Raw genomic sequence first — 22,514 nt, 5'->3', positions numbered from 1 at the left:
GCTTCTACGGTTTTCGCGTGCGAGATTCAGACGCCGAGATAGGCGTGCAGCTTGTCGATATTGGCGTCAAGCTCGGCATTGGGGATCATGTCGACCACCCGCCCCTGCTCGATCACGAAGTGCCGGTCCGCCAAAGTCTGGGCGAAGCGGAAATTCTGCTCCACCAGGACGATGGTGTAGCCCTGAGTCTTCAATTGCTGGATCGTCCGGCCGATCTGCTGGACGATGACCGGCGCGAGACCTTCCGTGGGCTCGTCGAGCAGGATCAGCTTGGCGCCGGTGCGCAGGATGCGCCCGATCGCCAGCATCTGCTGCTCGCCGCCCGAGAGCTTGGTGCCCTGGCTGCCCGCGCGCTCCTTGAGGTTCGGGAACAGCGTGTGGATGTCGGCCACCGACATGCCGCCGGGCTTCACCCGCGGCGGCAGCATCAGGTTCTCGTGGACCGTCAGGCTCGCGAAGATGCCGCGCTCCTCCGGCACGTAGCCGATCCCGAGCCGGGCGATGTTCCGCGACGCCATCCGCACCGTCTCGACGCCGTCGTAGACGATCGAGCCCGACCGCTTGCCGAGGATCCCGATGATCGCCCGCAAGGTCGTGGTCTTGCCCGCGCCGTTGCGGCCGAGGAGCGTGATCACCTCGCCCGCGCGCACGTCGATGTCGATGCCGTGGAGGACGTGGCTCTCGCCGTACCAGCCCTCGAGGCCGCGAACGGTCAGCAGCGCGTCGGTCGCGGCCGCCGGAGGTGTCTTCAGAGCCGCCTCAGGCATGTCCCGCCCCGATATACGCTTCGACCACCCGCGGGTCCTTCGAGACCGTGGCGTAGTCGCCCTCGGCCAGCACCTGCCCGCGGGCCAGCACGGTGATCCGGTCCGACAGGGAGGCGACCACGGAGAGGTTGTGCTCCACCATCAGGATGGTGCGGTCCTTCGAGACCCGGCGGATGAGTTGCGCCGTGCGCTCGACGTCCTCGTGGCCCATGCCGGCCATCGGCTCGTCGAGGAGCAGCATCTCCGGATCGAGGGCGAGGGTCGTGGCGATCTCGAGCGCGCGCTTGCGCCCGTAGGACAGCTCGACCGCGAGCACGTCGGCGAAGTCGGAGAGGCCCACCGCCTCGACGAGGGCGAGCGCCTCGCCGTTCAGCGCGCGCAGGACCCGCTCGGGCCGCCAGAAGTCGAAGGAATCGCCGCGACGCCGCCGCTGGAGGGCGATGCGGACATTCTCCATCACCGTGAGGTGCGGGAACACGGCCGAGATCTGGAAGGAGCGCACGAGCCCGAGACGGGCGACGTCCGCGGCCTTCAGGCCGGTGATGTCGCGGTCCTTATAGCGGATCGTTCCCGCGGTCGGGATCAGGAACTTCGTCAGGAGGTTGAAGCAGGTGGTCTTGCCGGCTCCGTTCGGCCCGATGAGGGCGTGGATGGTGCCGCGCTCGACCTGCAACGCCACGCCGTTGACGGCCCGGAATCCGCGGAATTCCATCGTCAGGCCATCGGTCGCCAGGATTACATCCCGTGCCAAGCGTGTCCCTCCCGGGTTCGATTTCTTGCCGCCATATCGCCGATCCCCAGCCGCACAGTCCATCGCAAACGCTCGTGGCGGCGCGACAATCCCCCGGGAGTGATATCAGTGGCCCTCCGTGTCACGACGGCCGCCGGACTGAACTTGACCGCGCTGCGCGCCGCACTTAACTCAGACAATTCGTGGAGTGGCTCTTCTGAGAGGTTTCGGCATGGGCGATCGCCCGGCCTACATCGCCGTCGACTGGGGCACGACGAACCGGCGGGCCTTCGCCGTTTCGGAAGCGGGCGTCATTCTCGACAGCCTGCACGACGAGCGTGGCGTCCTCGCCCTGACGCCCAACGCCTATCCGACGGAGATCGCGGCCCTGCGCGCGCGACTGGGCGCCCACCCCGTCATCGCCGTCGGCATGATCGGCTCCAACCGGGGCTGGCAGGCAGCGCCCTACGTGGCCGCGCCGGCCACCCTCGCCGCCCTGGCCGAAGCCTGCCTCGAGCCCGCCCCGGGCGTCCGGATCGTCCCCGGCGTCGCTCTGCGGGGCGGTGGTCGCCCCGACGTGATGCGGGGCGAGGAGATCCAGGTCCTCGGGGCGATCGGAGCGGGCGCGGCGCCGGCGACGGCCCTGTTCTGCCAGCCCGGCACGCACAACAAGTGGATCGAGACCGTCGACGGGGCCATCACGGATTTCACCACCGTGATGACAGGAGAATTCTTCGCCCTCCTGCGGGCACACGGGATCCTGGCCGGGACGCTCGACGGCACGGTCGAGGATGGGGCCCCCTTCCGCGCGGGTGTCCGGCGCGGCCTCGCGTCCCGCAATCTCGCCGCCACCCTGTTCGAGGTCCGCTCCGGCCTCCTGCTCGATCGGCTCGCCCCGGAGGACGCGGCGGCCCATGCCAGCGGGATCCTGATCGGCGCCGATATCGGCACCCGGGACGACCTCCGGCGGCGCCCGGTCCATCTCCTCGGCGGCGGCCGCCTCGGGTCGCTCTACGCCGCCGCCATCACCGAAGCGGGCGGGGATCCGGTGATCGTGCCGGACGGTTCAACCACGGCCGGTATCCACGCCATCTGGAGTCTGCGGGCATGACCATCCTCGACCGGTTCGAGGCAGCCTTCGCGGCCTGCCCCCTCGTCGCCATCCTGCGGGGGCTCACGCCGGACGAGGCACCCGCCGTGGGGGAGGCGCTGGTCGGAGCCGGGTTCACCCTCGTCGAGGTGCCCCTCAACTCGCCGGACCCGCTCCGGAGCATCGCGACGCTCGCCGAGCGCCTCGCCGGGCGGGCGCTGGTCGGGGCCGGCACGGTCCTGACGCCGACTCAGGTCGGCGAGGTCGCCGCTGCTGGCGGAACCCTCGTGGTATCGCCAAACGCCGATCCGGCCGTCATCGGCGCCACCGTCGCGGCGGGCCTTGTCTCCCTTCCGGGCTATCAGACGCCCACGGAGGCTTTCGCGTGCCTGGCGGCGGGAGCAACCGCGCTGAAGCTGTTCCCGGCGGATGTCGCGACGCCCCTGGCGCTCCGGGCGCATCGCGCGGTCCTTCCGCCGGACACGCGGGTTCTGGCCGTCGGCGGAGTCTTGCCCGAGACCATCGCGGGCTGGCGGCAGGCGGGCGCCGATGGATTCGGCCTCGGGTCCAATCTTTACCGGCCCGGGAAGTTGGCGGCCGACGTCGCCCGCGACGCCGCGGCCTACGTGGCGGCGTTCAAGCGCTCCGCCTGAAGACACCGATGGCGGGCCGTCCGGTCGGGCCGAGCAGACACGGCAGAGCGTTCGGGCCGCGCCCCCTGACCTTCGCTCGATGCGCGCCTCCGCAGGCGGCCTGACCGCGCCTGCGCGACCGGTTCACAGCGCGATCGCCGCCGCGTCGTCGCGGTCGGCACTTCACCGGCGAGGCCCGGCCGCGCGTGTCAGGTTGCCAAGGTGTCGCGCTATCGGCGGTTCGCGATCTCGCGAGCCGGCCGATCGGACCGGTCAACCACCGTCCGGCACGCACCGCTCAGCGACACCCGCTTCTCGCGGAGGCAGAGTGTGATCGCCCCCGCGTTCGGGATCTGGGCGGCGCACAGGCGCATCACGTCCGGCGTGCAGGCGGCCCGGTCCGCGCCGGTCTCCGCGAGCGCGGGTGCCGTGCCGACGAGAACCGCGAGGAGGGCGAAAGTGGCGGACTTCATCAAGGATGTCTCCTGAGCGGATCGGGGCCGCGAGCGGCCAAGCCTCGGCGTCCGGCGAGAACGCCGAGGCCGGAAAAGATATCCCGTCGTGCTTGTTTCAATCTGACGCAGGTTCGCGGCCGCGGAGTGAAAGGCCGCTGACGTCACGGACGTATCGCCGGTGCGATCGCACCGGTCGTCGCAGGCTCGACCAGAGCCGCGCCGGCGACCGGTTGTGATCTCTGGCGATCGAGCTTGTCCGCCGAGACGAGGGCGGCGGCGATCAGGGCCGACACCGCCAGCGTCGCCTTCACCACGTCCCAGACCCGCGCGAGCATGGTCGATCCCCAACGGCGTCATCGAGTGCGAGCAGCGGATCCGCCTCATCAATCCGCCTGCCCCGCATCCTCGACCGGAGCCCTTCCCAAAACCTTTCCCGTGAACCCGAGGACTGCATATCGACCGTCGCGTGATGCAATCCGGTCTCACCCCGAGAACTCGCGCAGGTTTCCCGCGCAGCATCTCACGCGAGCGTCGATCCCGCGGCCGCCTCGGCGGCCAGCGCCTCGAAGACCAGGGCGTGACGGCGCGCCAGGGCCTCGACATCGTGCGTGTACCCGCCGCCGATCACCGCGGCGAGCGCGATCCCACGGGCGCGGGCCTGCGCCACGACGTAGCGATCGCGAGCGAGCAGTCCGTCATCGGTGAGGCAGAGACGGCCGAGACGGTCGTCCCGATGGGGATCGACGCCCGCGTTATAGAAGACGAGATCCGGCGCGAACGCGTCGAGGAGCGGCGGCAGGCGGGCGCGCAGGACATCGAGATAGGCGGCGTCGTCGAGCCGGTCGGGCAGGCCGATGTCGAGGTCGCCGGCGATCTTCTGGGCCGGGTAGTTGTTCTCGCAATGGATCGAGAGCGTGAACAGGTCGGGACTGAGGGCGAGGCAGTCCGCGGTCCCGTCGCCCTGATGCACGTCGAGGTCGACCACGAGGACGCGCCGGACCAGACCTTCGGCCTGGAGGGTGCGGGCCGCCACCGCGACATCGTTCAGCACGCAGAAACCGGCGCCCTGCCGGCGCCGCGCGTGGTGGCTGCCGCCGGCGGCGCTGCCCGCGAGGCCTTCCGCGAGGGCGAGGCGCCCGGCCAAGAGGGTGCCGCCCACCGAGGCGCGGGAGCGGCGGACAAGGGCGGCGTCGACCGGCAAGCCGATCGCCCGCTCGATGTCCCGGCCGACATCGCAGGCGAGCACCGCGTCCACGTAGGCCGGATCGTGGGCGCGTAGCAGGATCTCGGCACTGGCGGGCTCCGGCGTGACGAAGCCCAGGGGCGCCAGACCCTTGGCGACCAAGGTCTCGGCGAGCAGGCCGTACTTGCGCATCGGGAACCGGTGGCCTGACGGGAGCGGCGCCTCGTAGGCCGGATGGAAGGCGATCGGCGGGATCACGCGGGCCGGCCCAGATCGGCCAAGAGGCACCGGGCCAGTGCCTGACCGCTGTCGTAGGCCGCCTCGATCCGGGCGCCGAGGCACCAATCCCCGCCTGCCCCGAGACGCAGGTCCGGATCGTACAGGCAGGGTTGCTCCAGGGCGGTCTCGACCTGGGCGTAGCGCCAGCGATGTGCCTCCGCGTGGGACGGCCGGAGCGTGGCGCCGAGGACGTGCTCGGCCGCTCCGAGAAGCGCGGCGATGACCGCTTCGCGCGGGGCCTCGAGATGTCCGCGGGACCAAGCGGGCGTCGCGTGCACCGTGAGCCGCGAGCCGGCAGGCCTCCCGGGCTTCGCGGAATCGTGCGCGATCAGGCCGATCGGATCGGTCCGAGGCTGGACGAGGACATCCCGCGGTCGCGTCTCCGTCGCCACCATGAGCGACCAGCACGGCGCATAGGTGGCGCGCCGGACACCGGGCAACGCGACGCCCGAAGCCTCGAGCAGCGTCGTGACCTGAGGGGCCGGGACGGTGATCGCGACGGCGTCGAACGGGCCGTGCACGGTGCCGGCCGCGTCCTCGAGGTGCCAGCGCGCTCCCTGCCGTCGAAGCCGCACGACGGTCGTCGCGCTCGATACCGGAAGGTCCGAGAGCAGGGCGCGGACGGGCTCCGTCATGCCCGGCACGCCGACATGGCGGTCGGAGCCGGCCCAGGGCGCAACGATGCCCAGCCGCGTCCACCGGCCGAGCTCGGCCGCGAAGGCGGGCCCGCGCGCGCGCATGAATTGCGCGCCGTGGTCGAACTGCATCTCACCGACCCGCCGGGTCGCCATGCGTCCCCCGACCCCGCGCCCCTTGTCGAAGATTCGGACGCGGAGGCCCGCCTCGGCCAGCCGGCGCGCGGCGGCCGCGCCTGCCATGCCGGCTCCGAGGACCGCGACAATTCCGTGCTCGTTCACGCCCTTGCCCCGTCTGAACGACCGGCCCCGCCGCCGCGTGAGGGCGAAGATAGGGGCCGAGCCACGCGGCGTCAGAGCGACGGAATCGCGCTTGTCATGGACGGGATCGGTGTACGCGACACGGATACGGTCCGGCTGTCCGGCGAAGTCCCGCGGCGATCAATGGCGCCGTGGTGCGGGTAGAGGGAATCGAACCCCCACGCCTTGCGGCTGGCGATTTTGAGTCGCCCGCGTCTACCAATTCCGCCATACCCGCGTGCCAGCGCTCTTCGCATAGGTCGGCGGCTTCGGCCAAGTGTTGTTTTGCGTCGGTCGGCGATCTGGCCAAGGCGGGGCGCCTATGCTCAAAGGGCGGCCGATCTCATAATCCGGGACCTTGAATGCTCCGCCGGCTCTACGCGTGGATCCTGGCCCTCAGTGACCGGCCGTCCGCGCCCTACGCGCTCGGTGCCGTGGCCTTCGCCGAAAGCTCCTTCTTTCCGGTTCCACCGGACGTGATGCTCGTCCCGATGGCGGTCGCCCGGCCGGATCGGGTCTGGTTCTACGCCACGATCACGACGGTCGCCTCGGTCCTCGGCGGTCTGGTCGGCTACGCCATCGGAGCCCTGCTGTTCGACTCCGTCGGTGAGTGGCTCATCCGCCTCTACGGCTTGCAGAACTCGGCCGCCACCTTCCAGGACTCCTACGCGCGCTACGGCCACTGGGTGATCCTGCTGAAGGGGCTCACGCCGATCCCCTACAAGCTCGTGACGATCACGTCGGGTTTCGCGCATTACAGCCTGTTCTGGTTCACGATCCTGTCGATCGTGACCCGCGGCGCCCGCTTCTTCATTCTCGCCGGATTGCTCGGCCGCTACGGTGTCCAGATTCGCGGCGTGCTCGACCGGCACCTGAACGCGGTCGCGGCGATCTCCGTCGCCGTCATCGTCCTCGGCTTCCTGCTCTTCAAGGTGATCCTGTAGCGATGAACACGGCGGCTGCCCTGCGCCTCAAGACCGCTGGCCTCTGGCTCGCGATCGCCTCCGCCCTCACCGTCGGGGCCGCGCTCGTCCTCCAGTACGGATACGGCTACGCGCCGTGCAAGCTCTGCCTGACCGAGCGGCTGCCCTACTACGCCGCCGTGCCGCTGGGCCTGCTGGCCCTGTTCCTGCCGGAGCGCTTGGCGCGGATCGCCCTCGGGCTCGCGGCCCTCGGCCTACTCTACGGGGCCGGGATCGGGGTCTACCACGCCGGCGCGGAATGGGGCTTCTGGCAGGGACCCGCCGATTGCGGCGGCGGCACCGGCGCCAATCCAGGCCAGGTCGGCGACTTCCTCAACAGCCTGCAGACCACGAAGGTGGTCGACTGCTCGGTGGCCGCGCTCCGAGTGCTGGGCGTGTCGCTCGCCGGCTGGAGCGCCGCGATCTCGGCCGTGCTGGCCTCCTTCGCGGGGACCGCCGCGCTGCGTTCCTGACGCGCGCGGACCGGCGAGGCCGATCAGTTCCGGTCGTCGGGCAGGACCGGAATCGCCGCCACCTCGATGCCCTCGTCGATCAGGGCCCGCGCCTCCGCGGGGCTCGCTTCACCGTAGATCGAACGCCCCTCCGCCTCGCCGTAGTGGATCTTGCGCGCCTCCTCGGGGAAGCGCGCCCCGACATGCTCGGCATTCGCCACGACGTGCTCCCGGAGCGCGCGCAGCATCGCCCGCACCTGACGTTCCGGCTCGGCGATCATGGTCACCGGCGCCTCCGCCTTCGGAATCGGCGGCGGCGCGCGCTCCCGATCCGTGCGGGCGACGCTCGGCACCATCAGGGCCTTGCTCACCTTGGCGCTGTCGCAGACCGGGCACGTCACGAGGCCGCGCGTGACCTGCGTGTCGTAGGAATCGGAGGACGGGAACCAGCTCTCGAAGCCGTGCGCGGCATCGCAGACGAGACTGTACCGGATCATTCTGTTGCTTGCTGTGATGACTACTGCGCGGCCCGAGTCCGCGGACCGACGCGCTCGACGGTGAAGGGCCGGCCGTGCTGCAGCGAGGGAATGCGGGCCCGGGCCTCCGCGACCTGCGCGAGGTCGATCTCCGCCAGGATGATCCCCGGCTCGTCCCCTCCGGCATCGGCCAGGACCCGGCCCCAGGGATCGACGATCAGCGAGTGGCCGTAGGTCTCGCGCCCGTCCTCGTGCCGACCGCCCTGCGCCGCCGAGATCACGAAGGCGCCGGTCTCGATGGCCCGAGCCCGCTGCAGGACGTGCCAGTGGGCCTCGCCGGTCTGCCGGGTGAAGCAGGCGGGGGCCGTCAGCACGTCGGCGCCCGCCTCGGCGAGGGCGCGGTACAGCGCGGGGAAGCGGATGTCGTAGCAGATCGTCAGGCCGAGCGTGGCCCACGGCGTCTCGGCGAGCACCGCGCAGGCGCCACCGGAATAGGTCGCGGATTCCCGCCAGCGCTCGCCGCTCGGCAGGTCGACGTCGAAGAGATGCAGCTTGTCGTAGGAGGCCAGGATCTCCCCGTCGGCGCCGATCAGGTAGGCGCGGTTGGCGATCTTGTCGCCGGCCCTGACCGCGATCGAGCCGATCTGGACGACCGTTCCGGTCTGACGCGCGGCCTCGCGGAGCGCCGCCAGGGTCGGGTCCTGCTCCTCGGTGGTGACGTGGGCGAACAGACGCTCGCGGCTCCGCTCCACCAGGGACGTCATCTCGGGAGTCTGCACGTAGGCCGCGCCCCGCGCCGACGCCTCGCGCACGCCCGCCACGGCCGCGTCGCGATTGGCGGCAGGGTCGCGCCCCGACCGCATCTGCACGCAGGCAGCTGTGAAGCGGGGCTCAGGCATCGGCCGTGTCCTTGAGCAGCGGGTCGAGCTTGCCGGCGCGGTCGAGGGCGTAGAGGTCGTCGCAGCCGCCGACATGCGTGGCGCCGACGAAGATCTGGGGCACGCTGGTGCGGCCGCCGGCGCGCTCGACCATGGCGGACCGGGCGCCCTGCACGCGCTCGACGTCGATCTCCTGGAAGGCGGCGCCCTTCTCCTTCAGCAGGCTCTTGGCCGCCGAGCAGTAGGGACACCAAGCCGTGGTGTAGATTGTGACCGGCTGCATCGCGATCGTCGTCCCGCGCGTGAACTCGGGACATATAGGAGCGCGGGGCGCGCCTTGCCTATGCCCGTGTGGTCACAGGGCAACGCGCGCGCGCCGTCGACGAAGCACCGGCAGGATCAGGCGGCCAGGAGCTTCTCGACCTCGTTGACGAGGTCGCGGAGGTGGAAGGGCTTCGACAGGACCTTGGCGTCCTTCGGGGCCTTCGAATCCGGATTGAGGGCGACCGCCGCGAAGCCGGTGATGAACATCACCTTGATGTCGGGATCGAGCTCGGTGGCGCGGCGGGCCAGCTCGATGCCGTCCATCTCGGGCATCACGATGTCGGTCAGCAGCAGTTCGAACGGCTCCTCGCGCAGCCGGTTGTAGGCGGAGAGGCCGTTGTCGAAGGACAGGACATCGTAGCCCGCGTTCTGCAGCGCCTTGGCCAGAAACCGGCGCATGTCGTTGTCGTCTTCCGCCAGCAGGATTTTCATCGGCCGGATCCGAGCCTTCGAGTCGAGAAGTTGATCCCATAAAGGGAGGCGATGGTAAACAAGGTGTTAGGATGGAGCGCGCAGCCGCCGCCGCGTGTCTCCCGGGCGACTGCGTCGGCCGCCGGTGCGGAGTGGACAGGCGATCGATCGCACACCACAGTGAGCGCCTGCCGTCCTCGTTCAACCGCCGGGGTGTCCACCAGCCGATGACTGCAACCGAACCGGTACAGCCAGACGCCTTCGGATTTGCCCCGGCCTTCGCGGTCGACGAGCCCGCGGCGCACACCCTGCCTTTCGTCTTCAATACCGGTCATTCCGGGGCCGTCTACCCCCCCGACTTCATCGCGGCCTCGCGGCTCGACGCGCTGACCCTGCGCCGCTCCGAGGATGCCCACGTCGACCGCCTGTTCGGATCGGTCGTCGGACTGGGCGCGCCGCTCCTGAGGGCCAACTTCCCCCGCGCCTTCCTCGACGTGAACCGGGAGCCCTACGAACTCGACCCGCGCATGTTCGAGGGGCGCCTGCCGCCCTTCGCCAACACCCGGTCGATGCGCGTCGCAGGCGGTCTCGGGACCGTGCCCCGGGTCGTCGCCGACGGCCAGGAGATCTACGCCCGGCGCCTGCCGGTCGCCGAGGCGACCGCCCGGATCGAGAGCCTGTACAAGCCGTATCATCGCGCGCTGCGCGGACTGGTCCAGCGCACGGCGCGCACCCACGGCCACTGCATGCTCGTCGATTGCCACTCGATGCCCTCCTCGAGCCTCGGCCGCGATCCGGACATGAAAGCCGACGTGGTGCTGGGCGACCGCTACGGCACGGCGTGCGCACCCGTCCTGATCGACGGATTCGAGGCCGCGTTCCGGGCCCGGGGTTTCCGCGTGGTCCGCAACAAGCCCTACGCCGGCGGCTTCATCACGGAGCATTACGGCGAGCCGAACCTCGACCGCCACGCGCTCCAGATCGAGCTGAATCGGGGCCTCTACATGAACGAGGCCAGCCTCGCGATGACGGCGGGCTTCCCGGCACTGGTCGAGGCGCTGCGCGGCGTCGTCGCCGATGTCGCCAAGGACCTCGACGATCTCGTCCCCCGCCGGATGGCCGCGGAATAGGGGCGCTGCCCCGACCGTTCACGAAGAGGAGCGGCGGTATGCTGGAAAGAAAAAAGGCCACTCCCGAAGGAGCGGCCCGAAGTCTAGGGAGGAAACGCCCAAGAAGGGCAGCGAGACCGCGACGCCATCGCGATCTCGCAACGCACAAACTAAAGTGCGCCGCACAAGAAGCAAGCGCAATTCGCCCGCCGCGGCCGCTCTGCGCGCATACCTGAAGCGCGTTCGCTGGCCGCCGCGCGCGTCGCCGCGTGCAGGCGTAGCTCGGACGAGAGCGAGAACCGATGCGGTCGCACGTGTCGCCTAGCGGGGCGCGGTGATCGGATCCGCGCCCGCAGCGCCGTTCAGCCTTGGCTCTTGAGCAGCTTCTCGATCTCGGCCCGCAGGGGTCCTGCGAGATCGTTCCGCTCCAGGGCGTACGCGAGGTTCGCCGTGAGGAAGCCGAGCTTCGAGCCGGTATCGTAGGTCCGGCCTTCGTAGCGCATGCCGTAGAACGCCTGCTTCTCCATCAGGTCGATCATGGCGTCCGTGAGCTGGATCTCGCCGCCCGCGCCCTTCTTGCCGTGCTCGAGGATCCCGAAGATCTCGGGCTGGAGGATGTAGCGCCCGGAGATGATGAAGTTCGACGGCGCCGTGCCCTGCTTGGGCTTCTCGACCATCCCGGTGATCTGGAAGGACTGGCCGTAGGTCTCGCCCACGCTGACGATGCCGTACTGGTGCGTCTCCTCGGGCGCCACCTCCTCGACGGCGATGATGTTGCCGCCGTGGCGATCGTAGGCGGCCAGCATCTGCTGCATACAGCCGCGGCTCAGCATGTCGGGGAGCAGCACCGCGAAGGGCTCGTCGCCGACGATCTCGCGGGCGCACCACACCGCGTGGCCGAGGCCGAGTGGCGCCTGCTGGCGGGTAAAGCTGGTCTGGCCGGCCTTCGGCAGGTCCTTCTTCAGCTCTTCATAGGCGGCCGTCTTCCCGCGCTCCTGAAGGGTGTGGTCGAGCTCGAACGCGATGTCGAAATGGTCCTCGATCACCGCTTTGCCGCGGCCGGTGACGAAGATGAAGTGCTCGATCCCGGCCGCGCGCGCCTCGTCAACGACGTGCTGCACCACTGGCCGGTCGACGACCGTGAGCATCTCCTTCGGGACCGCCTTCGTGGCGGGCAGGAAGCGCGTGCCGAGGCCCGCGACGGGGAGGACGGCCTTGCGGATCGGTTTCATCGAGCGGTAACCCCGGAACTGGATGGAACGACGTGGTCAGCTGTGCGGTCAGTGAGATAGCTTAACGCGAGCCGTCGCAAGCATGTACATCGTTAGTATGAGGCGGCGGGGCGTAAATTTCCCGTCTGCAAAGGCGTAAGCAGTTGCCGGGATGGCGGCAGTGAGGGCGAGATGGCGGTTCTGGTGACGGGGGGTGCCGGCTACATCGGCAGCCACATGGTGCTGGCGCTCCTCGACGCCGGCCATGAGGAGGTCGTCGTCCTCGACGATCTCTCCACCGGCTTCGACTGGGCGGTCCCAGAGGGTGTGAAGCTCGTCGTCGGCGACGTGGCCGACCAGGCCCTCGTGACACAGACCATCCTGCAGCACCGCATCGATGCCCTGGCCCACTTCGCCGCCAAGATCGTCGTGCCCGAATCCGTAGCCGACCCCCTGGGCTACTACCTCGCCAACACGGTGAAGACCCGCGCGCTAATCGAGGCGTCGGTGCGTGCCGGCGTCAAGAATGTCATCTTCTCCTCGACCGCGGCCGTCTACGGTGAGCCCGAGGCCTCGCCGGTTCCCGAGGACCTGCCGCTGAAGCCGATCAATCCCTACGGCCGCTCGAAGCTGATGAGCGAGTGGATGATCGCCGACGCCGCCGCGGCGCACGGCTTCTCCTACGTGGTCCTGCGCTACTTCAACGTCGCCGGCGCGGATCCGGAGGGACGGTCCGGCCAGTCGACGCCCAACGCCACGCACCTGATCAAGGTGGCCACGCAGGCGGCGCTCGGCCAGCGCGCCCGGCTCGACGTCTTCGGGACCGACTACCCGACCCCGGACGGGTCGTGCCTGCGCGACTACATCCAGGTCTCGGACCTCGCGGAGGCGCATCGCCTCGCCCTCGACCATCTGCGCTCCGGTGGCGAGAGCCTGACGCTGAACTGCGGCTACGGGCGCGGTTACTCGGTCCTCGAGGTCGTCGAGGTCGTGAAGCGGATCTCGGGCCGCGACTTCGAAGTGCGGCTGTGCCCGCGCCGGCCCGGCGATCCGGCCCAAATCGTCGCCGAGGCGGCGCGCATCCGCGATCGCCTGGGCTGGCAGCCCCGGCACGACGACCTCGACGCCATCGTCGGCCAAGCCCTCGCCTGGGAAGAACGCCTGGAGAAGCGCAATCGGATCTGACCGGATGCATTCCCGTCGATGGATCCTGGCCGCGGCGGCGTGCCTCGCGACCGGCCCGGCCCGCGCCGAGGACGCCTTCCGGGCGTTCGTCGAGGCCCTGCGTCCGGACGCGGCGGCGCGGGGCGTCTCCGCCGCGACCTTCGACGCGGCGTTCCGCGGGATCACAGGACCCGATCCCGGTATCCTGGCGCGAACCCGCCGCCAGAGCGAGTTCAGCCGGCCTGTCTGGGAGTACCTCGTCGGCGCGGTCTCGGCCGGCCGCATCGCGCGCGGTCGCGACCGCGCCGCCACCCTCGCGTCGACCCTGACGGCGATCGAGGCCCGCTACGGCGTTCCGGGTCCGGTGATGATGGCGTTCTGGGGCGTCGAGTCGGATTTCGGAGCGAGTGCGGGCAGCGTCCCGACCGTCCGGGCGCTGGCGACGCTCGCCGAGGCGCGGCACCGCGGCAGCCTGTTCCGCGACGAGCTCCTCGCCGCCCTCACGATCCTGCAGCGCGGCGACATCGCGCCCGACCGGATGAGCGGCAGCTGGGCTGGCGCGATGGGTCAGGTGCAGTTCCTGCCCTCCACCTACCTGGCACACGCGGTCGACTTCGACGGTGACGGCAGCCGCGACATCTGGACCAGCGCGACGGATTCGCTGGCCTCGATCGCCGCCTATCTCAAGGATCTCGGCTGGAATCCGACCTTCTCCTGGGGCTACGAGGTGCGCCTGCCGAAGGAGTTCGACCTGAGCCGCTACGCGGGCGATCTCGCGAGCTTCGCCGAGCGCGGCGTTCGCCGCACCGACGGGCAGCCGCTGCCGGGGGCCGGGCGCGCCAGCCTGTTCCTGCCCGGAGGCCTCGGCGCGCCGGTCTTCCTGATCACCGACAATTTCGAGGTGGTCCGGGGCTACAACACCTCGGATTCCTACGCGCTGGCAGTGGGTCACCTTGCCGACCGCCTCGCCGGCGGTCCGCCGCTGGCCGCGCCGTGGCCCGCCGGAGCCCGCCTCGACGGGCCGGGCCTCCGCGCCCTGCAGACCGGCCTCGCGGCTTCCGGCTTCTACGACGGGCCGACGGATGGGCGCGCGGGCCCGAAGCTGCGCGAGGCGGTGCGGCGCTATCAGATCAGCGTCGGATTGCCGGCCGACGGGTACGCGACGCCGGCCCTGCTCGCCCGCGTGGCCGGGAAGGCAGCGCCGCGACGCTGAGCCCGGCGAGAGGTTTAGACCCGCGCGCGGCTTCCACCTATAGTGGCCGCGGTCCGAACGGGCCCGGTTCGGCGTAAAGCGTACGGGATGCGCATGGTCCTCGCTCGTCGGCGTCCTTCGGAACGCCCCCTCATCCTCGGGCTCTCGGTCCTGCTGGGGCTCGCGGAGGTGTCGACTTTCGGGGGCGGTCCAGCCCGCGCGCAGTGGGGCGACAGCTACCAGCAGCAGGGCGGCACCTATTACCAGGCGCCGCCGCGCCGGCGGCCGCGGGACGCCTATTACCGCGACGACGGGACGTCCGGGCGCCAGCCCCGCTACGCGCCGCAGCAGGAGGCGCCGCGCCAGTTCTACTGGCCCTGGGAGGACAGGCCGCAGCCGGTGGCGCCGCAGCCGGAGCGCACCTACCGGGCCCCGCGCCAGCGAACCAATCCCTACGCGACCGGAGAGGCGCAGCGTCCGCCCCCCGCGGTGAAGCGGCGGGTCCGTCCGGCCCGGGCGCCGACACCGCCGAAGCCCGCGGTCGCCAAGACCGAGCCGAACGTCCAGATCGCCGTCTTCGGCGATTCCCTCGCCGACCATCTCGCCAAGGGCCTCGACGACGTGTTCGAGGACAATGCCGACGTCGCCGTGATCGACCGCGCGAAGGGCGACAGCGGTCTGGTGCGCAAGGACGTGGTCGACTGGCCGAAGGTCGCGCAGGACTACCTCCAGAGCAACGCGAAGGTGCGCTACGCCCTGGTGATGTTGGGCGCCAACGATCGGCAGCCGATCCGCGAGGGCGACGAGACGGCCGATCCCCTCACGGACCGCTGGCGCGCCCTCTACCGCGCCCGGGTGGAGGCGCTGGCGAAAGTCTTCACCGACCGCAAGATCCCGCTGATCTGGGTCGGGCTGCCGCCGGTCCAGAGCGAGTCCCTGAGCCGGGACCTCGCGTCGCTGAATGACATCGTCCGGGACACCGTTACCAAGGCCGGCGGCACCTACGTCGATATCTGGCCGGGCTTCGTCGACGACCGGGACCGGTACGCCGCGTCGGGCCCGGATCCGGAAGGCCAGATCGCCAAGCTCCGTACCGCGGACGGTGTCCATTTCACCAAGGCGGGCGATCGGAAGCTGGCCCACTTCGCCGATGTCGAGCTGAAGCGGCTGATGGGCGCGGTGCCGGGCACGACCGAGCCGTCGCCGACCGCGACCGTGGCGCCGACCGCACCGCCCGCGACACCCGGGCCGAGCCTCGACGGTACCGCGCCGGCCACCGATACCGCGGCGATCGATCGTCAGATCACCGCGATGCTGCCGAGCCTGCCGGAGCCGCCCGGCGTGCCGGCGCTCCCGGTGAAGCCCGCGGCCGGCCCCGTGGTACCGTTGAGCCGGAGCGAGGTGTCGCCCGGCGGCGCGCTGCTGAATGGCCGTCCGCGCGATCCGGACAATTCCGGGACCGTGGAGCGGACGCTGCTGCGCGGCAACGCGCCGATGCCGCAGCCCGGCCGAGCCGACGATTTCCGCTGGCCGCCCGGCTGAGCCGGGCGGGCCCTTCGCGCGCTCTCAGCAGGCCGTCAGCGCGGCAGGACGCTGGCGCCCATCAGCATCTCGTCGATGGCGCGCGCCGCCTGACGGCCCTCGCGGATCGCCCAGACCACCAGGGACTGGCCGCGCCGCATGTCGCCGGCGGCCCAGATCTTCGCGTCCGACGTGCGGTAGTCGTCCTCGTTCGCCTCGACATTACCGCGCCTGTCGACGCCGACCCCGGACTGCTCCAGCAGCCCCTTCTGGACCGAGCCCGCGAAGCCGATCGCCATGAAGACGAGGTCGGCCGGCAGCACGAACTCGGTGCCGGCGATCGGCTGGCGCTTGGCATCGACGCGGGCGCAGACCACGCCGGTGAGCTGGCCCTTCTTGTTCCCCTCGAGCCGCAGGGTCGCGGCCTGGAACTCGCGCTCCGCGCCTTCCGCCTGGCTGGACGAGGTCCGCATCTTGGTCGGCCAGTAGGGCCACACGGTGAGCTTGTCCTCCCGCTCCGGCGGGCGCGGGCGGATGTCGAGCTGCGTCACCGACAGGGCCCCCTGGCGGAACGCGGTGCCGACGCAGTCGGAGGCGGTGTCGCCGCCGCCGATGACCACCACGTTCTTGCCCGCGGCCAGGATCGGCTGCTCGCCGTTGCCGCGCATCGGCTCGGCGCTCACGCGCCGGTTCGACTGGACGAGGTAGGGCATCGCGTAGTGGACGCCCTCGAGGTCCTGGCCGGGGAGCTGCGGGTTGCGCGGATCCTCGGCGCCACCGCAGAACATCACGGCGTCGAACTCGGCCTTGAGCTCGTCGACCGACTTCGTCACACCGATGTTCTGGTTGTAGTGGAAGACGACGCCCTCGGCCTCCATCTGGCGCACGCGCCGGTCGATGTGGCGCTTCTCCATCTTGAAGTCCGGGATGCCGTAGCGGAGCAGGCCACCCGCCTTCGGCTCGCGCTCGAACACGTGGACGTCGTGCCCGACGCGGGCGAGCTGCTGGGCCGCCGCCATACCGGCCGGTCCGGAGCCCACGATCGCGACGCGCTTGCCGGTGCGGGTCTGCGCCGGCTCGGGCTTCACCCAGCCCATGTTCCAGGCGCGGTCGGCGATCGCCTGCTCGATCGTCTTGATGGCGACCGGCTGGTTCTCGAGGTTGAGCGTGCACGCCTCCTCGCAGGGCGCGGGGCAGACGCGGCCGGTAAACTCCGGGAAGTTGTTCGTGGAGTGGAGGTTGCGGGACGCCTCCTCCCAATCCGACTGGAAGACGAGGTCGTTCCAGTCCGGGATCTGGTTGTGGACCGGGCAGCCCGTCGGCCCGTGGCAGAACGGGATGCCGCAATCCATGCAGCGTGCGGCCTGTTTCGTCAGGTCGTGCTCGTCGAGCGGGAGCGTGAACTCGCGGAAGTGCCGGACCCGGTCGGCGGCGAGCTGGTACTTCTGCTCCTGCCGGTCGAACTCGAGGAAGCCTGTGATCTTGCCCATTGGTCAGCCCCTGGGCCGGCCAGTCTCTGACTGCGCTGCCCGCGTCGTCGTCTCGTGTGGGTGCGTGACCGGGCGGGAGCCCGCCCGGTCTCAGAAAGCCGCCTACTCGGCGGCCACCGGCATCCGCGCCATCTCCATCTCGCGAAGCGCCCGGCGGTACTCCACCGGCATCACCTTCACGAACTTGGTGCGATAACCGCTCCAGTCGTCGAGGATCGCCTTGGCGCGGGGGCTGCCCGTGTACTTGAGATGGTTGGTGATGAGCTGCGTGAGCCGCTCCTCGTCGTGCCCGGACATGTCGGCCAGGATGTCGACCCGCCCCTTGGTCTCCAGGTCGCCGTCCTGGTGGAAGCGACGCATCAGGTCGTCCTCCTCCTCGACCGGCTCCAGGTCGACCATCGACAGGTTGCAGCGCGCCGAGAAGGAGCCGTCCTCATCGAGCACGTAGGCGATGCCGCCCGACATGCCGGCCGCGAAGTTGCGCCCGGTCTCGCCGATCGACACGACCACGCCGCCGGTCATGTACTCGCAGCCATGGTCGCCCATGCCCTCGACCACCGTGATCGCGCCGGAGTTCCTGACCGCGAAGCGCTCGCCCGCGGAGCCGCGGATGTAGCACTCGCCCGCGATCGCCCCGTACAGCACGGTGTTGCCGACCATGATCGTCCGGTCCTGCGGCGACTTCAGCGCGTCGCTCGGCCGGATGATCAGCTTGCCGCCCGACAGGCCCTTGCCGACGTAGTCGTTGCCGTGGCCAGTCAGCTCGACGGTCACGCCGGCCGCCACCCAGGCGCCGAAGCTCTGGCCCGCCGTGCCGGCGAGCTTCACCACGATCGTGTCGTCGGGCAGGCCCTCGTGGCCGTGCGCCTTGGCGACCATGCCGGAGAGCATCGCGCCCGCGGCCCGGTCCGAGTTCCGGATGGTGTCGGTGATGACCACCGGCTCCCCGGTCTCGATCGCGTGCTGCGCCTTCTCGATGAGGCGCCGGTCGAGGACCGTGTCGATCGGGTGGTGCTGCACCTCCACGTGGCGGATCGCCGTGCCCTCGGCCACCTTCGGCCGGTGGAACAGCTTGGTGAAGTCGAGCCCGCGCGCCTTCCAATGGGCGATGGCCTCGACCTTGTCGAGCACGTCGGAGCGGCCGACCGCCTCCTCCAGCTTCGTGAAGCCGAGCGAGGCGAGGATCTCCCGCACCTCCTCGGCCACGAAGAAGAAGTAGTTCACCACGTGCTCGGGCGTGCCCTTGAAGCGCTTGCGCAGCACCGGATCCTGGGTGGCGACCCCCACCGGGCAGGTGTTCAGGTGGCACTTGCGCATCATGATGCAGCCGGCGGCGATCAGCGGGGCCGTCGAGAAGCCCATCTGGTCGGCGCCGAGCAGCGCCGCGATCATCACGTCGCGCCCGGTCCGGATGCCGCCGTCGGCCTGAAGGGCGACGCGGCCGCGCAGACCGTTCAGCACCAGCGTCTGCTGGGTCTCGGCCAGCCCGGTCTCCCAGGGTCCGCCCGCGTGCTTGAGCGAGGTCAGCGGCGCCGCGCCGGTGCCGCCGTCGAAGCCCGAGATCGTGATGTGGTCGGCCCGCGCCTTGGCGACACCGGCCGCGACCGTGCCGACGCCGACCTCGGAGACGAGCTTCACCGATACGTCCGCCGACGGGTTCACGTTCTTCAGGTCGAAGATCAGCTGGGCCAGATCCTCGATCGAGTAGATGTCGTGGTGCGGCGGCGGCGAGATCAGGCCCACCCCCGGGGTGGCGTAGCGGACCTTGGCGATCTTGGCGTCGACCTTGTGGCCGGGCAGCTGGCCGCCCTCGCCGGGCTTGGCGCCCTGCGCGACCTTGATCTGCATCATGTCGGAATTGACGAGGTACTCCGTCGTGACGCCGAAGCGGCCGGAGGCGACCTGCTTGATCGCGGACCGGCGCGAGCGCCCGTCCGGCAGCGGCTTGAACCGCTCGACCTCCTCGCCGCCCTCCCCCGAGTTCGAGCGGCCGCCGAACGAGTTCAGCGCGATGGCGAGCGTCTCGTGCGCCTCCTTGGAGATGGAGCCGTACGACATGGCGCCCGTGGCGAAGCGCTTGACGATCTCGGAGGCCGGCTCGACCGAGTCCAGCGGGACCGGCGCGCGACCGAGCTCGGCGGCGGACTTGATGCGGAACAGGCCGCGGAGCGTCTTCAGCTGGTGCTCCTGGCGGTTCACCAGCTCGGCGTATTCGCGGTACCGCTCCGGCACGTTGAGGCGCACCGCGTGCTGCAGCGTCGCCACCGTGTCGGGCGTCCAGGTGTGGGTCTCGCCGCGCAGGCGGTAGGCGTACTCGCCGCCGACATCCAGGGCGTTCCGGTAGACCGGCGCGTCACCGAAGGCGTCGCGGTGTCGGCGCGCGGTCTCCTCGGCGATCTCCGCCATGCCGACGCCCTCGATGGTCGTCGCCGTGCCGAAGAAGTCGCGGCCGACGAAGGTCGAGTTCAGACCGACCGCGTCGAAGATCTGCGCGCCGCAATAGGACTGGTAGGTGGAGATGCCCATCTTGGACATCACCTTCAGCAGGCCCTTATCGATGGCCTTGATGTAGCGATAGATGATCTCGTCGTCGGTGAGGTCCGGCGGGAACTCGTCCTTCATGTCGAGCAGCGTCTCGAAGGCGAGGTACGGGTTCACTGCCTCGGCGCCGTAGCCGGCGAGGCAGGCGAAGTGGTGCACCTCGCGCGGCTCGCCCGACTCGACGACGAGGCCGACCGAGGTCCGCAGGCCCTTGCGGATCAGGTAATTGTGCACGGACGCCGTGGCCAGCAGCGCCGGGATCGGGATCCGATCCGGCCCGACCGCCCGGTCGGTGAGCACGATGATGTTGTAGCCGCCGCGCACCGCCGCCTCGGCGCGGTCGCAGAGGCGGTCGAGCGCCCCGTCCATGGCCGCCGCGCCGGTCTCGGCCGGGTAGGTCATGTCGAGGGTCTTGGTGTCGAACCGATCCTCGAAATGCCCGATCGAGCGGATCTTCTCCAGATCCGCGTTGGTGAGGATCGGCTGGCGGACCTCCAGGCGCTTGCGCCGGGACGCGCCCTCCATGTCGAGCAGGTTCGGCCGCGGCCCGATGAACGAGACGAGGCTCATCACGGCCTCCTCGCGGATCGGGTCGATCGGCGGGTTCGTGACCTGCGCGAAGTTCTGCTTGAAGTAGGTGTAGAGCAGCTTCGACTTCTCGGAGAGGGCCGAGAGCGGCGTGTCCGTGCCCATGGAGCCGACCGCCTCCTGGCCGGTGACGGCCATGGGCTGCATCAGCAGCTTGAGGTCTTCCTGCGTGTAGCCGAAGGCCTGCTGGCGATCGAGCAGGCTGACGTCGCCGCGGGACTCGCGCGGCTGCACCGGGCGCAGGTCCTCCAGGACGATCTGGGTGTTCTTGACCCAGTCGGCGTAGGGATGCGCGGCGGCGAGCTCGCCCTTGATCTCCTCGTCGGAGACGATGCGGCCCTTCTGCAGGTCGATCAGCAGCATGCGGCCCGGCTGCAGGCGCCAGGACTGGACGATCTTCTCGTCCGGGATCGGCAGGGTGCCCATCTCGGAGGCGAGCACCACGAGGCCGTCGTCGGTGACGATGTAGCGCGCCGGGCGCAGGCCGTTGCGGTCGAGGGTGGCGCCGATCTGGCGGCCGTCGGTGAAGGCCACGGCGGCGGGACCGTCCCACGGCTCCATCAGGGCGGCGTGGTACTCGTAGAAGGCGCGCCGCTCCTCGCTCATGAGCGGGTTGCCGGCCCAGGCCTCCGGGATGAGCATCATCATCGCGTGGGCGAGCGGGTAGCCGCCCTGCACGAGGAACTCGAGGGCGTTGTCGAAGCAGGCCGTGTCGGACTGGCCCTCGTAGGAGATCGGCCACAGCTTCGAGATGTCGTTGCCGAACAGGTCGGAATCGACGCTCGCCTGGCGGGCCGCCATCCAGTTGACGTTGCCGCGCAGCGTGTTGATCTCGCCGTTATGCGCGACCATCCGGTAGGGGTGCGAGAGCCGCCAGGTCGGGAAGGTATTGGTGGCGAAGCGCTGGTGGACGAGGGCGATCGCCGAGACGAAGCGGTCGTCCTTCAGGTCCAGGAAGTAGCCGCCGAGCTGCGTGACCAGCACCATGCCCTTGTAGACGATGGTCCGGGTCGACACGGAGACCGGGTAGAACTCCTTCACCCGCGGGTCGTCGAGGCCGTAGACCTTGTTGGAGATCACCTTGCGGGCGACGTAGACCCGGCGCTCGAACGCGTCCTGGTCGGTGACCGAGGCGGGCCGGCCGATGAAGACCTGACGGTGGTGCGGCTCGGTCGCCTTCACGGCGTCGCCGAGATCCTCCGGATCCACCGGCACGTCGCGCCAGCCGAGGAGCGGCAGGCCCTCGGCCGCCAGGGACGATTCGACGATCTCCTGGATGATCGCCCGCGGCTCCTCCGCCTTCGGCATGAAGAACTGCCCGATGGCGTACGAGCCCGCCGGCGGCAGCTCGAAACCGAGGCGCGAGCACTCCTCGGCGAAGAAGCCGTGCGGGATCTGCGTGAGGATGCCGCAGCCGTCGCCCATCTTGGGATCGGCGCCCACCGCGCCGCGATGATCGAGGTTCTCCAGGATCTTCAAGCCCTGCTCGACGATCGCGTGGGTCCGGCGGTCGTGCATGTCGGCGATGAAGCCGACGCCGCAGGCGTCGCGCTCGCGGGCCGGATCGTAGGAACCCTGGGCTTTCGGAAAGGCGGGGTCGCGCACGATGAGCGGCATCGCGCCGCCGCGGGGGGCGGCAGCCTGGGCCGTGGACGCAGCAAACTCTTCGGCGGGTCTGCGTTGTGACATGCTTCGTCTCGTCCTTCCCTCGAACCCGTCCGCAGCCAAGAACCCGCGAGCATGTTTCATGCCCGCAAGCCGTCGGCGCCACGCGCCCGGCCTCTTGCCGCAGGCCATCCGGCCGGTCCGGGAGGACACGTCCGTCGGCCTGCGTTCATCGAGGACCCGGACCGCTCGGAGAGCGGTGCGCTGGCGCGCCCGTGTCCGTCTGCCGAAACTTCTCGCCCGCGCGCGAGACGGCGACGGCCGGGATGCACGGCCGATGGGACAGTTGTGCTGTCCTAAGTCGCGAAACTGCCAGATTGAAATGTTTTCAGCAAGAGACTGCAGGCCGCGACGGTGTCGCCGCTCTGGATGACGGGCCGCGACCCGCTCCGCGCCTCCGCAATCTCGCCCGAATCGCGGGTTCTACGGGTCGTGCCGAGCACAAGCGGCATGCGGGGC

Annotated in this window: 21 protein-coding genes and 1 tRNA gene; 8 read left to right on the top strand and 14 right to left on the bottom strand. The window is 70.3% G+C overall.

Annotated elements, in window-relative coordinates:
* Positions 1 to 26: 26 nt before the first annotated feature.
* Both ACQKQD_RS04240 and ACQKQD_RS04235 read right to left on the bottom strand, forming a co-directional pair.
* Positions 27 to 767: an ABC transporter ATP-binding protein gene (locus tag ACQKQD_RS04240; RefSeq protein WP_042674624.1), complete on the bottom strand. Its 741-nt coding sequence runs from the start codon at positions 765 to 767 to the stop codon at positions 27 to 29.
* The gene (locus tag ACQKQD_RS04235) at positions 760 to 1,518 is read right to left on the bottom strand and encodes an ABC transporter ATP-binding protein (protein WP_026604669.1); all 759 of its coding nucleotides are present in this window, start codon (positions 1,516 to 1,518) and stop codon (positions 760 to 762) included. The genes ACQKQD_RS04240 and ACQKQD_RS04235 overlap by 8 nt, the downstream gene beginning before the upstream one ends.
* Before the next feature lie 211 nt (positions 1,519 to 1,729).
* Here ACQKQD_RS04235 and ACQKQD_RS04230 point away from each other — a divergent pair, with 211 nt between their 5' ends.
* Positions 1,730 to 2,608, top strand: coding sequence for a 2-dehydro-3-deoxygalactonokinase (locus ACQKQD_RS04230; RefSeq protein WP_427507573.1), 879 nt, complete (start codon positions 1,730 to 1,732; stop codon positions 2,606 to 2,608).
* On the top strand, positions 2,605 to 3,240 hold the full coding sequence (locus ACQKQD_RS04225) for a 2-dehydro-3-deoxy-6-phosphogalactonate aldolase (protein WP_427507572.1): 636 nt from the start codon (positions 2,605 to 2,607) through the stop codon (positions 3,238 to 3,240). Before ACQKQD_RS04230 ends, ACQKQD_RS04225 begins: the two co-directional genes overlap by 4 nt.
* Before the next feature lie 209 nt (positions 3,241 to 3,449).
* On the opposite strand, the gene ACQKQD_RS04220 is transcribed toward ACQKQD_RS04225, so the two are convergent.
* The 5 genes from ACQKQD_RS04220 to ACQKQD_RS04200 form a co-directional block, all read right to left on the bottom strand.
* A complete protein-coding gene (locus tag ACQKQD_RS04220) occupies positions 3,450 to 3,692 on the bottom strand; it encodes a hypothetical protein (protein ID WP_020091430.1) in 243 nt (80 codons plus the stop codon).
* A gap of 143 nt (positions 3,693 to 3,835) precedes the next feature.
* A complete protein-coding gene (locus ACQKQD_RS04215) occupies positions 3,836 to 4,009 on the bottom strand; it encodes a hypothetical protein (protein ID WP_165923050.1) in 174 nt (57 codons plus the stop codon).
* A 185-nt stretch (positions 4,010 to 4,194) separates the two neighbouring features.
* A complete protein-coding gene (locus ACQKQD_RS04210) occupies positions 4,195 to 5,115 on the bottom strand; it encodes a histone deacetylase family protein (protein ID WP_427507571.1) in 921 nt (306 codons plus the stop codon).
* Complete coding sequence (locus ACQKQD_RS04205; RefSeq protein WP_427507570.1) at positions 5,112 to 6,053, bottom strand: NAD(P)/FAD-dependent oxidoreductase; 942 nt, start codon at positions 6,051 to 6,053, stop codon at positions 5,112 to 5,114. Before ACQKQD_RS04205 ends, ACQKQD_RS04210 begins: the two co-directional genes overlap by 4 nt.
* Before the next feature lie 171 nt (positions 6,054 to 6,224).
* Positions 6,225 to 6,309, bottom strand: a tRNA-Leu gene (locus ACQKQD_RS04200).
* Positions 6,310 to 6,433: 124 nt separating this feature from the next.
* Here ACQKQD_RS04200 and ACQKQD_RS04195 point away from each other — a divergent pair.
* Together ACQKQD_RS04195 and ACQKQD_RS04190 are read left to right on the top strand one after the other, a co-directional pair.
* Complete coding sequence (locus ACQKQD_RS04195; RefSeq protein ID WP_056522002.1) at positions 6,434 to 7,015, top strand: YqaA family protein; 582 nt, start codon at positions 6,434 to 6,436, stop codon at positions 7,013 to 7,015.
* A gap of 2 nt (positions 7,016 to 7,017) precedes the next feature.
* Positions 7,018 to 7,506, top strand: coding sequence for a disulfide bond formation protein B (locus ACQKQD_RS04190; RefSeq protein ID WP_427507569.1), 489 nt, complete (start codon positions 7,018 to 7,020; stop codon positions 7,504 to 7,506).
* A gap of 23 nt (positions 7,507 to 7,529) precedes the next feature.
* On the opposite strand, the gene ACQKQD_RS04185 is transcribed toward ACQKQD_RS04190, so the two are convergent.
* The 4 genes from ACQKQD_RS04185 to cpdR all read right to left on the bottom strand — a co-directional run bounded on the left by ACQKQD_RS04185 (position 7,530) and on the right by cpdR (position 9,595).
* The gene (locus ACQKQD_RS04185) at positions 7,530 to 7,982 is read right to left on the bottom strand and encodes a DUF1178 family protein (protein WP_091980542.1); all 453 of its coding nucleotides are present in this window, start codon (positions 7,980 to 7,982) and stop codon (positions 7,530 to 7,532) included.
* Between the two features lie 20 nt (positions 7,983 to 8,002).
* Positions 8,003 to 8,860, bottom strand: coding sequence for a carbon-nitrogen hydrolase family protein (locus ACQKQD_RS04180; protein ID WP_091678078.1), 858 nt, complete (start codon positions 8,858 to 8,860; stop codon positions 8,003 to 8,005).
* Positions 8,853 to 9,122, bottom strand: coding sequence for a glutaredoxin 3 (gene grxC, locus ACQKQD_RS04175; protein WP_091678081.1), 270 nt, complete (start codon positions 9,120 to 9,122; stop codon positions 8,853 to 8,855). Before grxC ends, ACQKQD_RS04180 begins: the two co-directional genes overlap by 8 nt.
* Before the next feature lie 116 nt (positions 9,123 to 9,238).
* Positions 9,239 to 9,595 (bottom strand): cell cycle two-component system response regulator CpdR, encoded by a 357-nt coding sequence (gene cpdR / locus ACQKQD_RS04170; protein WP_003603128.1) that lies wholly within the window; start codon positions 9,593 to 9,595, stop codon positions 9,239 to 9,241.
* Positions 9,596 to 9,801: 206 nt separating this feature from the next.
* Here cpdR and ACQKQD_RS04165 point away from each other — a divergent pair, with 206 nt between their 5' ends.
* Positions 9,802 to 10,704, top strand: coding sequence for an N-formylglutamate amidohydrolase (locus ACQKQD_RS04165; RefSeq protein ID WP_056522017.1), 903 nt, complete (start codon positions 9,802 to 9,804; stop codon positions 10,702 to 10,704).
* A gap of 341 nt (positions 10,705 to 11,045) precedes the next feature.
* On the opposite strand, the gene galU is transcribed toward ACQKQD_RS04165, so the two are convergent.
* A complete protein-coding gene (gene galU / locus ACQKQD_RS04160) occupies positions 11,046 to 11,915 on the bottom strand; it encodes a UTP--glucose-1-phosphate uridylyltransferase GalU (RefSeq protein WP_020091420.1) in 870 nt (289 codons plus the stop codon).
* A gap of 171 nt (positions 11,916 to 12,086) precedes the next feature.
* Here galU and galE point away from each other — a divergent pair, with 171 nt between their 5' ends.
* From galE to ACQKQD_RS04145, 3 genes are all read left to right on the top strand, one after another.
* The gene (gene galE / locus ACQKQD_RS04155; RefSeq protein WP_020091419.1) at positions 12,087 to 13,079 is read left to right on the top strand and encodes a UDP-glucose 4-epimerase GalE; all 993 of its coding nucleotides are present in this window, start codon (positions 12,087 to 12,089) and stop codon (positions 13,077 to 13,079) included.
* A 4-nt stretch (positions 13,080 to 13,083) separates the two neighbouring features.
* Complete coding sequence (locus tag ACQKQD_RS04150) at positions 13,084 to 14,271, top strand: lytic murein transglycosylase (RefSeq protein WP_427507568.1); 1,188 nt, start codon at positions 13,084 to 13,086, stop codon at positions 14,269 to 14,271.
* A 93-nt stretch (positions 14,272 to 14,364) separates the two neighbouring features.
* Positions 14,365 to 15,792, top strand: coding sequence for a DUF459 domain-containing protein (locus ACQKQD_RS04145; RefSeq protein WP_427507567.1), 1,428 nt, complete (start codon positions 14,365 to 14,367; stop codon positions 15,790 to 15,792).
* A gap of 35 nt (positions 15,793 to 15,827) precedes the next feature.
* On the opposite strand, the gene ACQKQD_RS04140 is transcribed toward ACQKQD_RS04145, so the two are convergent.
* Positions 15,828 to 17,261, bottom strand: a complete 1,434-nt coding sequence (locus ACQKQD_RS04140; RefSeq protein WP_427507566.1) for a glutamate synthase subunit beta — start codon at positions 17,259 to 17,261, stop codon at positions 15,828 to 15,830.
* 102 nt (positions 17,262 to 17,363) lie between these two features.
* The gene (gltB, locus tag ACQKQD_RS04135) at positions 17,364 to 22,079 is read right to left on the bottom strand and encodes a glutamate synthase large subunit (RefSeq protein ID WP_091678091.1); all 4,716 of its coding nucleotides are present in this window, start codon (positions 22,077 to 22,079) and stop codon (positions 17,364 to 17,366) included.
* Positions 22,080 to 22,514 lie beyond the last annotated feature (435 nt).

Origin of the sequence: Methylobacterium sp. NPDC080182, from assembly GCF_050281105.1 — a bacterium.
Taxonomy (GTDB): Bacteria; Pseudomonadota; Alphaproteobacteria; order Rhizobiales; family Beijerinckiaceae; genus Methylobacterium.
This window is presented reverse-complemented; position numbering and strand designations above follow the sequence as displayed.

Coding starts and splice junctions, on each gene's coding strand:
- ACQKQD_RS04240 (WP_042674624.1), bottom strand. CDS start 767: ATGCCTGAGGCGGCTCTGAAGACACCTCCGGCGGCCGCGACCGACGCG.
- ACQKQD_RS04230 (WP_427507573.1), top strand. CDS start 1,730: ATGGGCGATCGCCCGGCCTACATCGCCGTCGACTGGGGCACGACGAAC.
- ACQKQD_RS04225 (WP_427507572.1), top strand. CDS start 2,605: ATGACCATCCTCGACCGGTTCGAGGCAGCCTTCGCGGCCTGCCCCCTC.
- ACQKQD_RS04220 (WP_020091430.1), bottom strand. CDS start 3,692: ATGAAGTCCGCCACTTTCGCCCTCCTCGCGGTTCTCGTCGGCACGGCA.
- ACQKQD_RS04215 (WP_165923050.1), bottom strand. CDS start 4,009: ATGCTCGCGCGGGTCTGGGACGTGGTGAAGGCGACGCTGGCGGTGTCG.
- ACQKQD_RS04195 (WP_056522002.1), top strand. CDS start 6,434: ATGCTCCGCCGGCTCTACGCGTGGATCCTGGCCCTCAGTGACCGGCCG.
- ACQKQD_RS04190 (WP_427507569.1), top strand. CDS start 7,018: ATGAACACGGCGGCTGCCCTGCGCCTCAAGACCGCTGGCCTCTGGCTC.
- ACQKQD_RS04185 (WP_091980542.1), bottom strand. CDS start 7,982: ATGATCCGGTACAGTCTCGTCTGCGATGCCGCGCACGGCTTCGAGAGC.
- ACQKQD_RS04180 (WP_091678078.1), bottom strand. CDS start 8,860: ATGCCTGAGCCCCGCTTCACAGCTGCCTGCGTGCAGATGCGGTCGGGG.
- grxC (WP_091678081.1), bottom strand. CDS start 9,122: ATGCAGCCGGTCACAATCTACACCACGGCTTGGTGTCCCTACTGCTCG.
- cpdR (WP_003603128.1), bottom strand. CDS start 9,595: ATGAAAATCCTGCTGGCGGAAGACGACAACGACATGCGCCGGTTTCTG.
- ACQKQD_RS04165 (WP_056522017.1), top strand. CDS start 9,802: ATGACTGCAACCGAACCGGTACAGCCAGACGCCTTCGGATTTGCCCCG.
- galU (WP_020091420.1), bottom strand. CDS start 11,915: ATGAAACCGATCCGCAAGGCCGTCCTCCCCGTCGCGGGCCTCGGCACG.
- galE (WP_020091419.1), top strand. CDS start 12,087: ATGGCGGTTCTGGTGACGGGGGGTGCCGGCTACATCGGCAGCCACATG.
- ACQKQD_RS04150 (WP_427507568.1), top strand. CDS start 13,084: ATGCATTCCCGTCGATGGATCCTGGCCGCGGCGGCGTGCCTCGCGACC.
- ACQKQD_RS04145 (WP_427507567.1), top strand. CDS start 14,365: ATGGTCCTCGCTCGTCGGCGTCCTTCGGAACGCCCCCTCATCCTCGGG.
- ACQKQD_RS04140 (WP_427507566.1), bottom strand. CDS start 17,261: ATGGGCAAGATCACAGGCTTCCTCGAGTTCGACCGGCAGGAGCAGAAG.
- gltB (WP_091678091.1), bottom strand. CDS start 22,079: ATGTCACAACGCAGACCCGCCGAAGAGTTTGCTGCGTCCACGGCCCAG.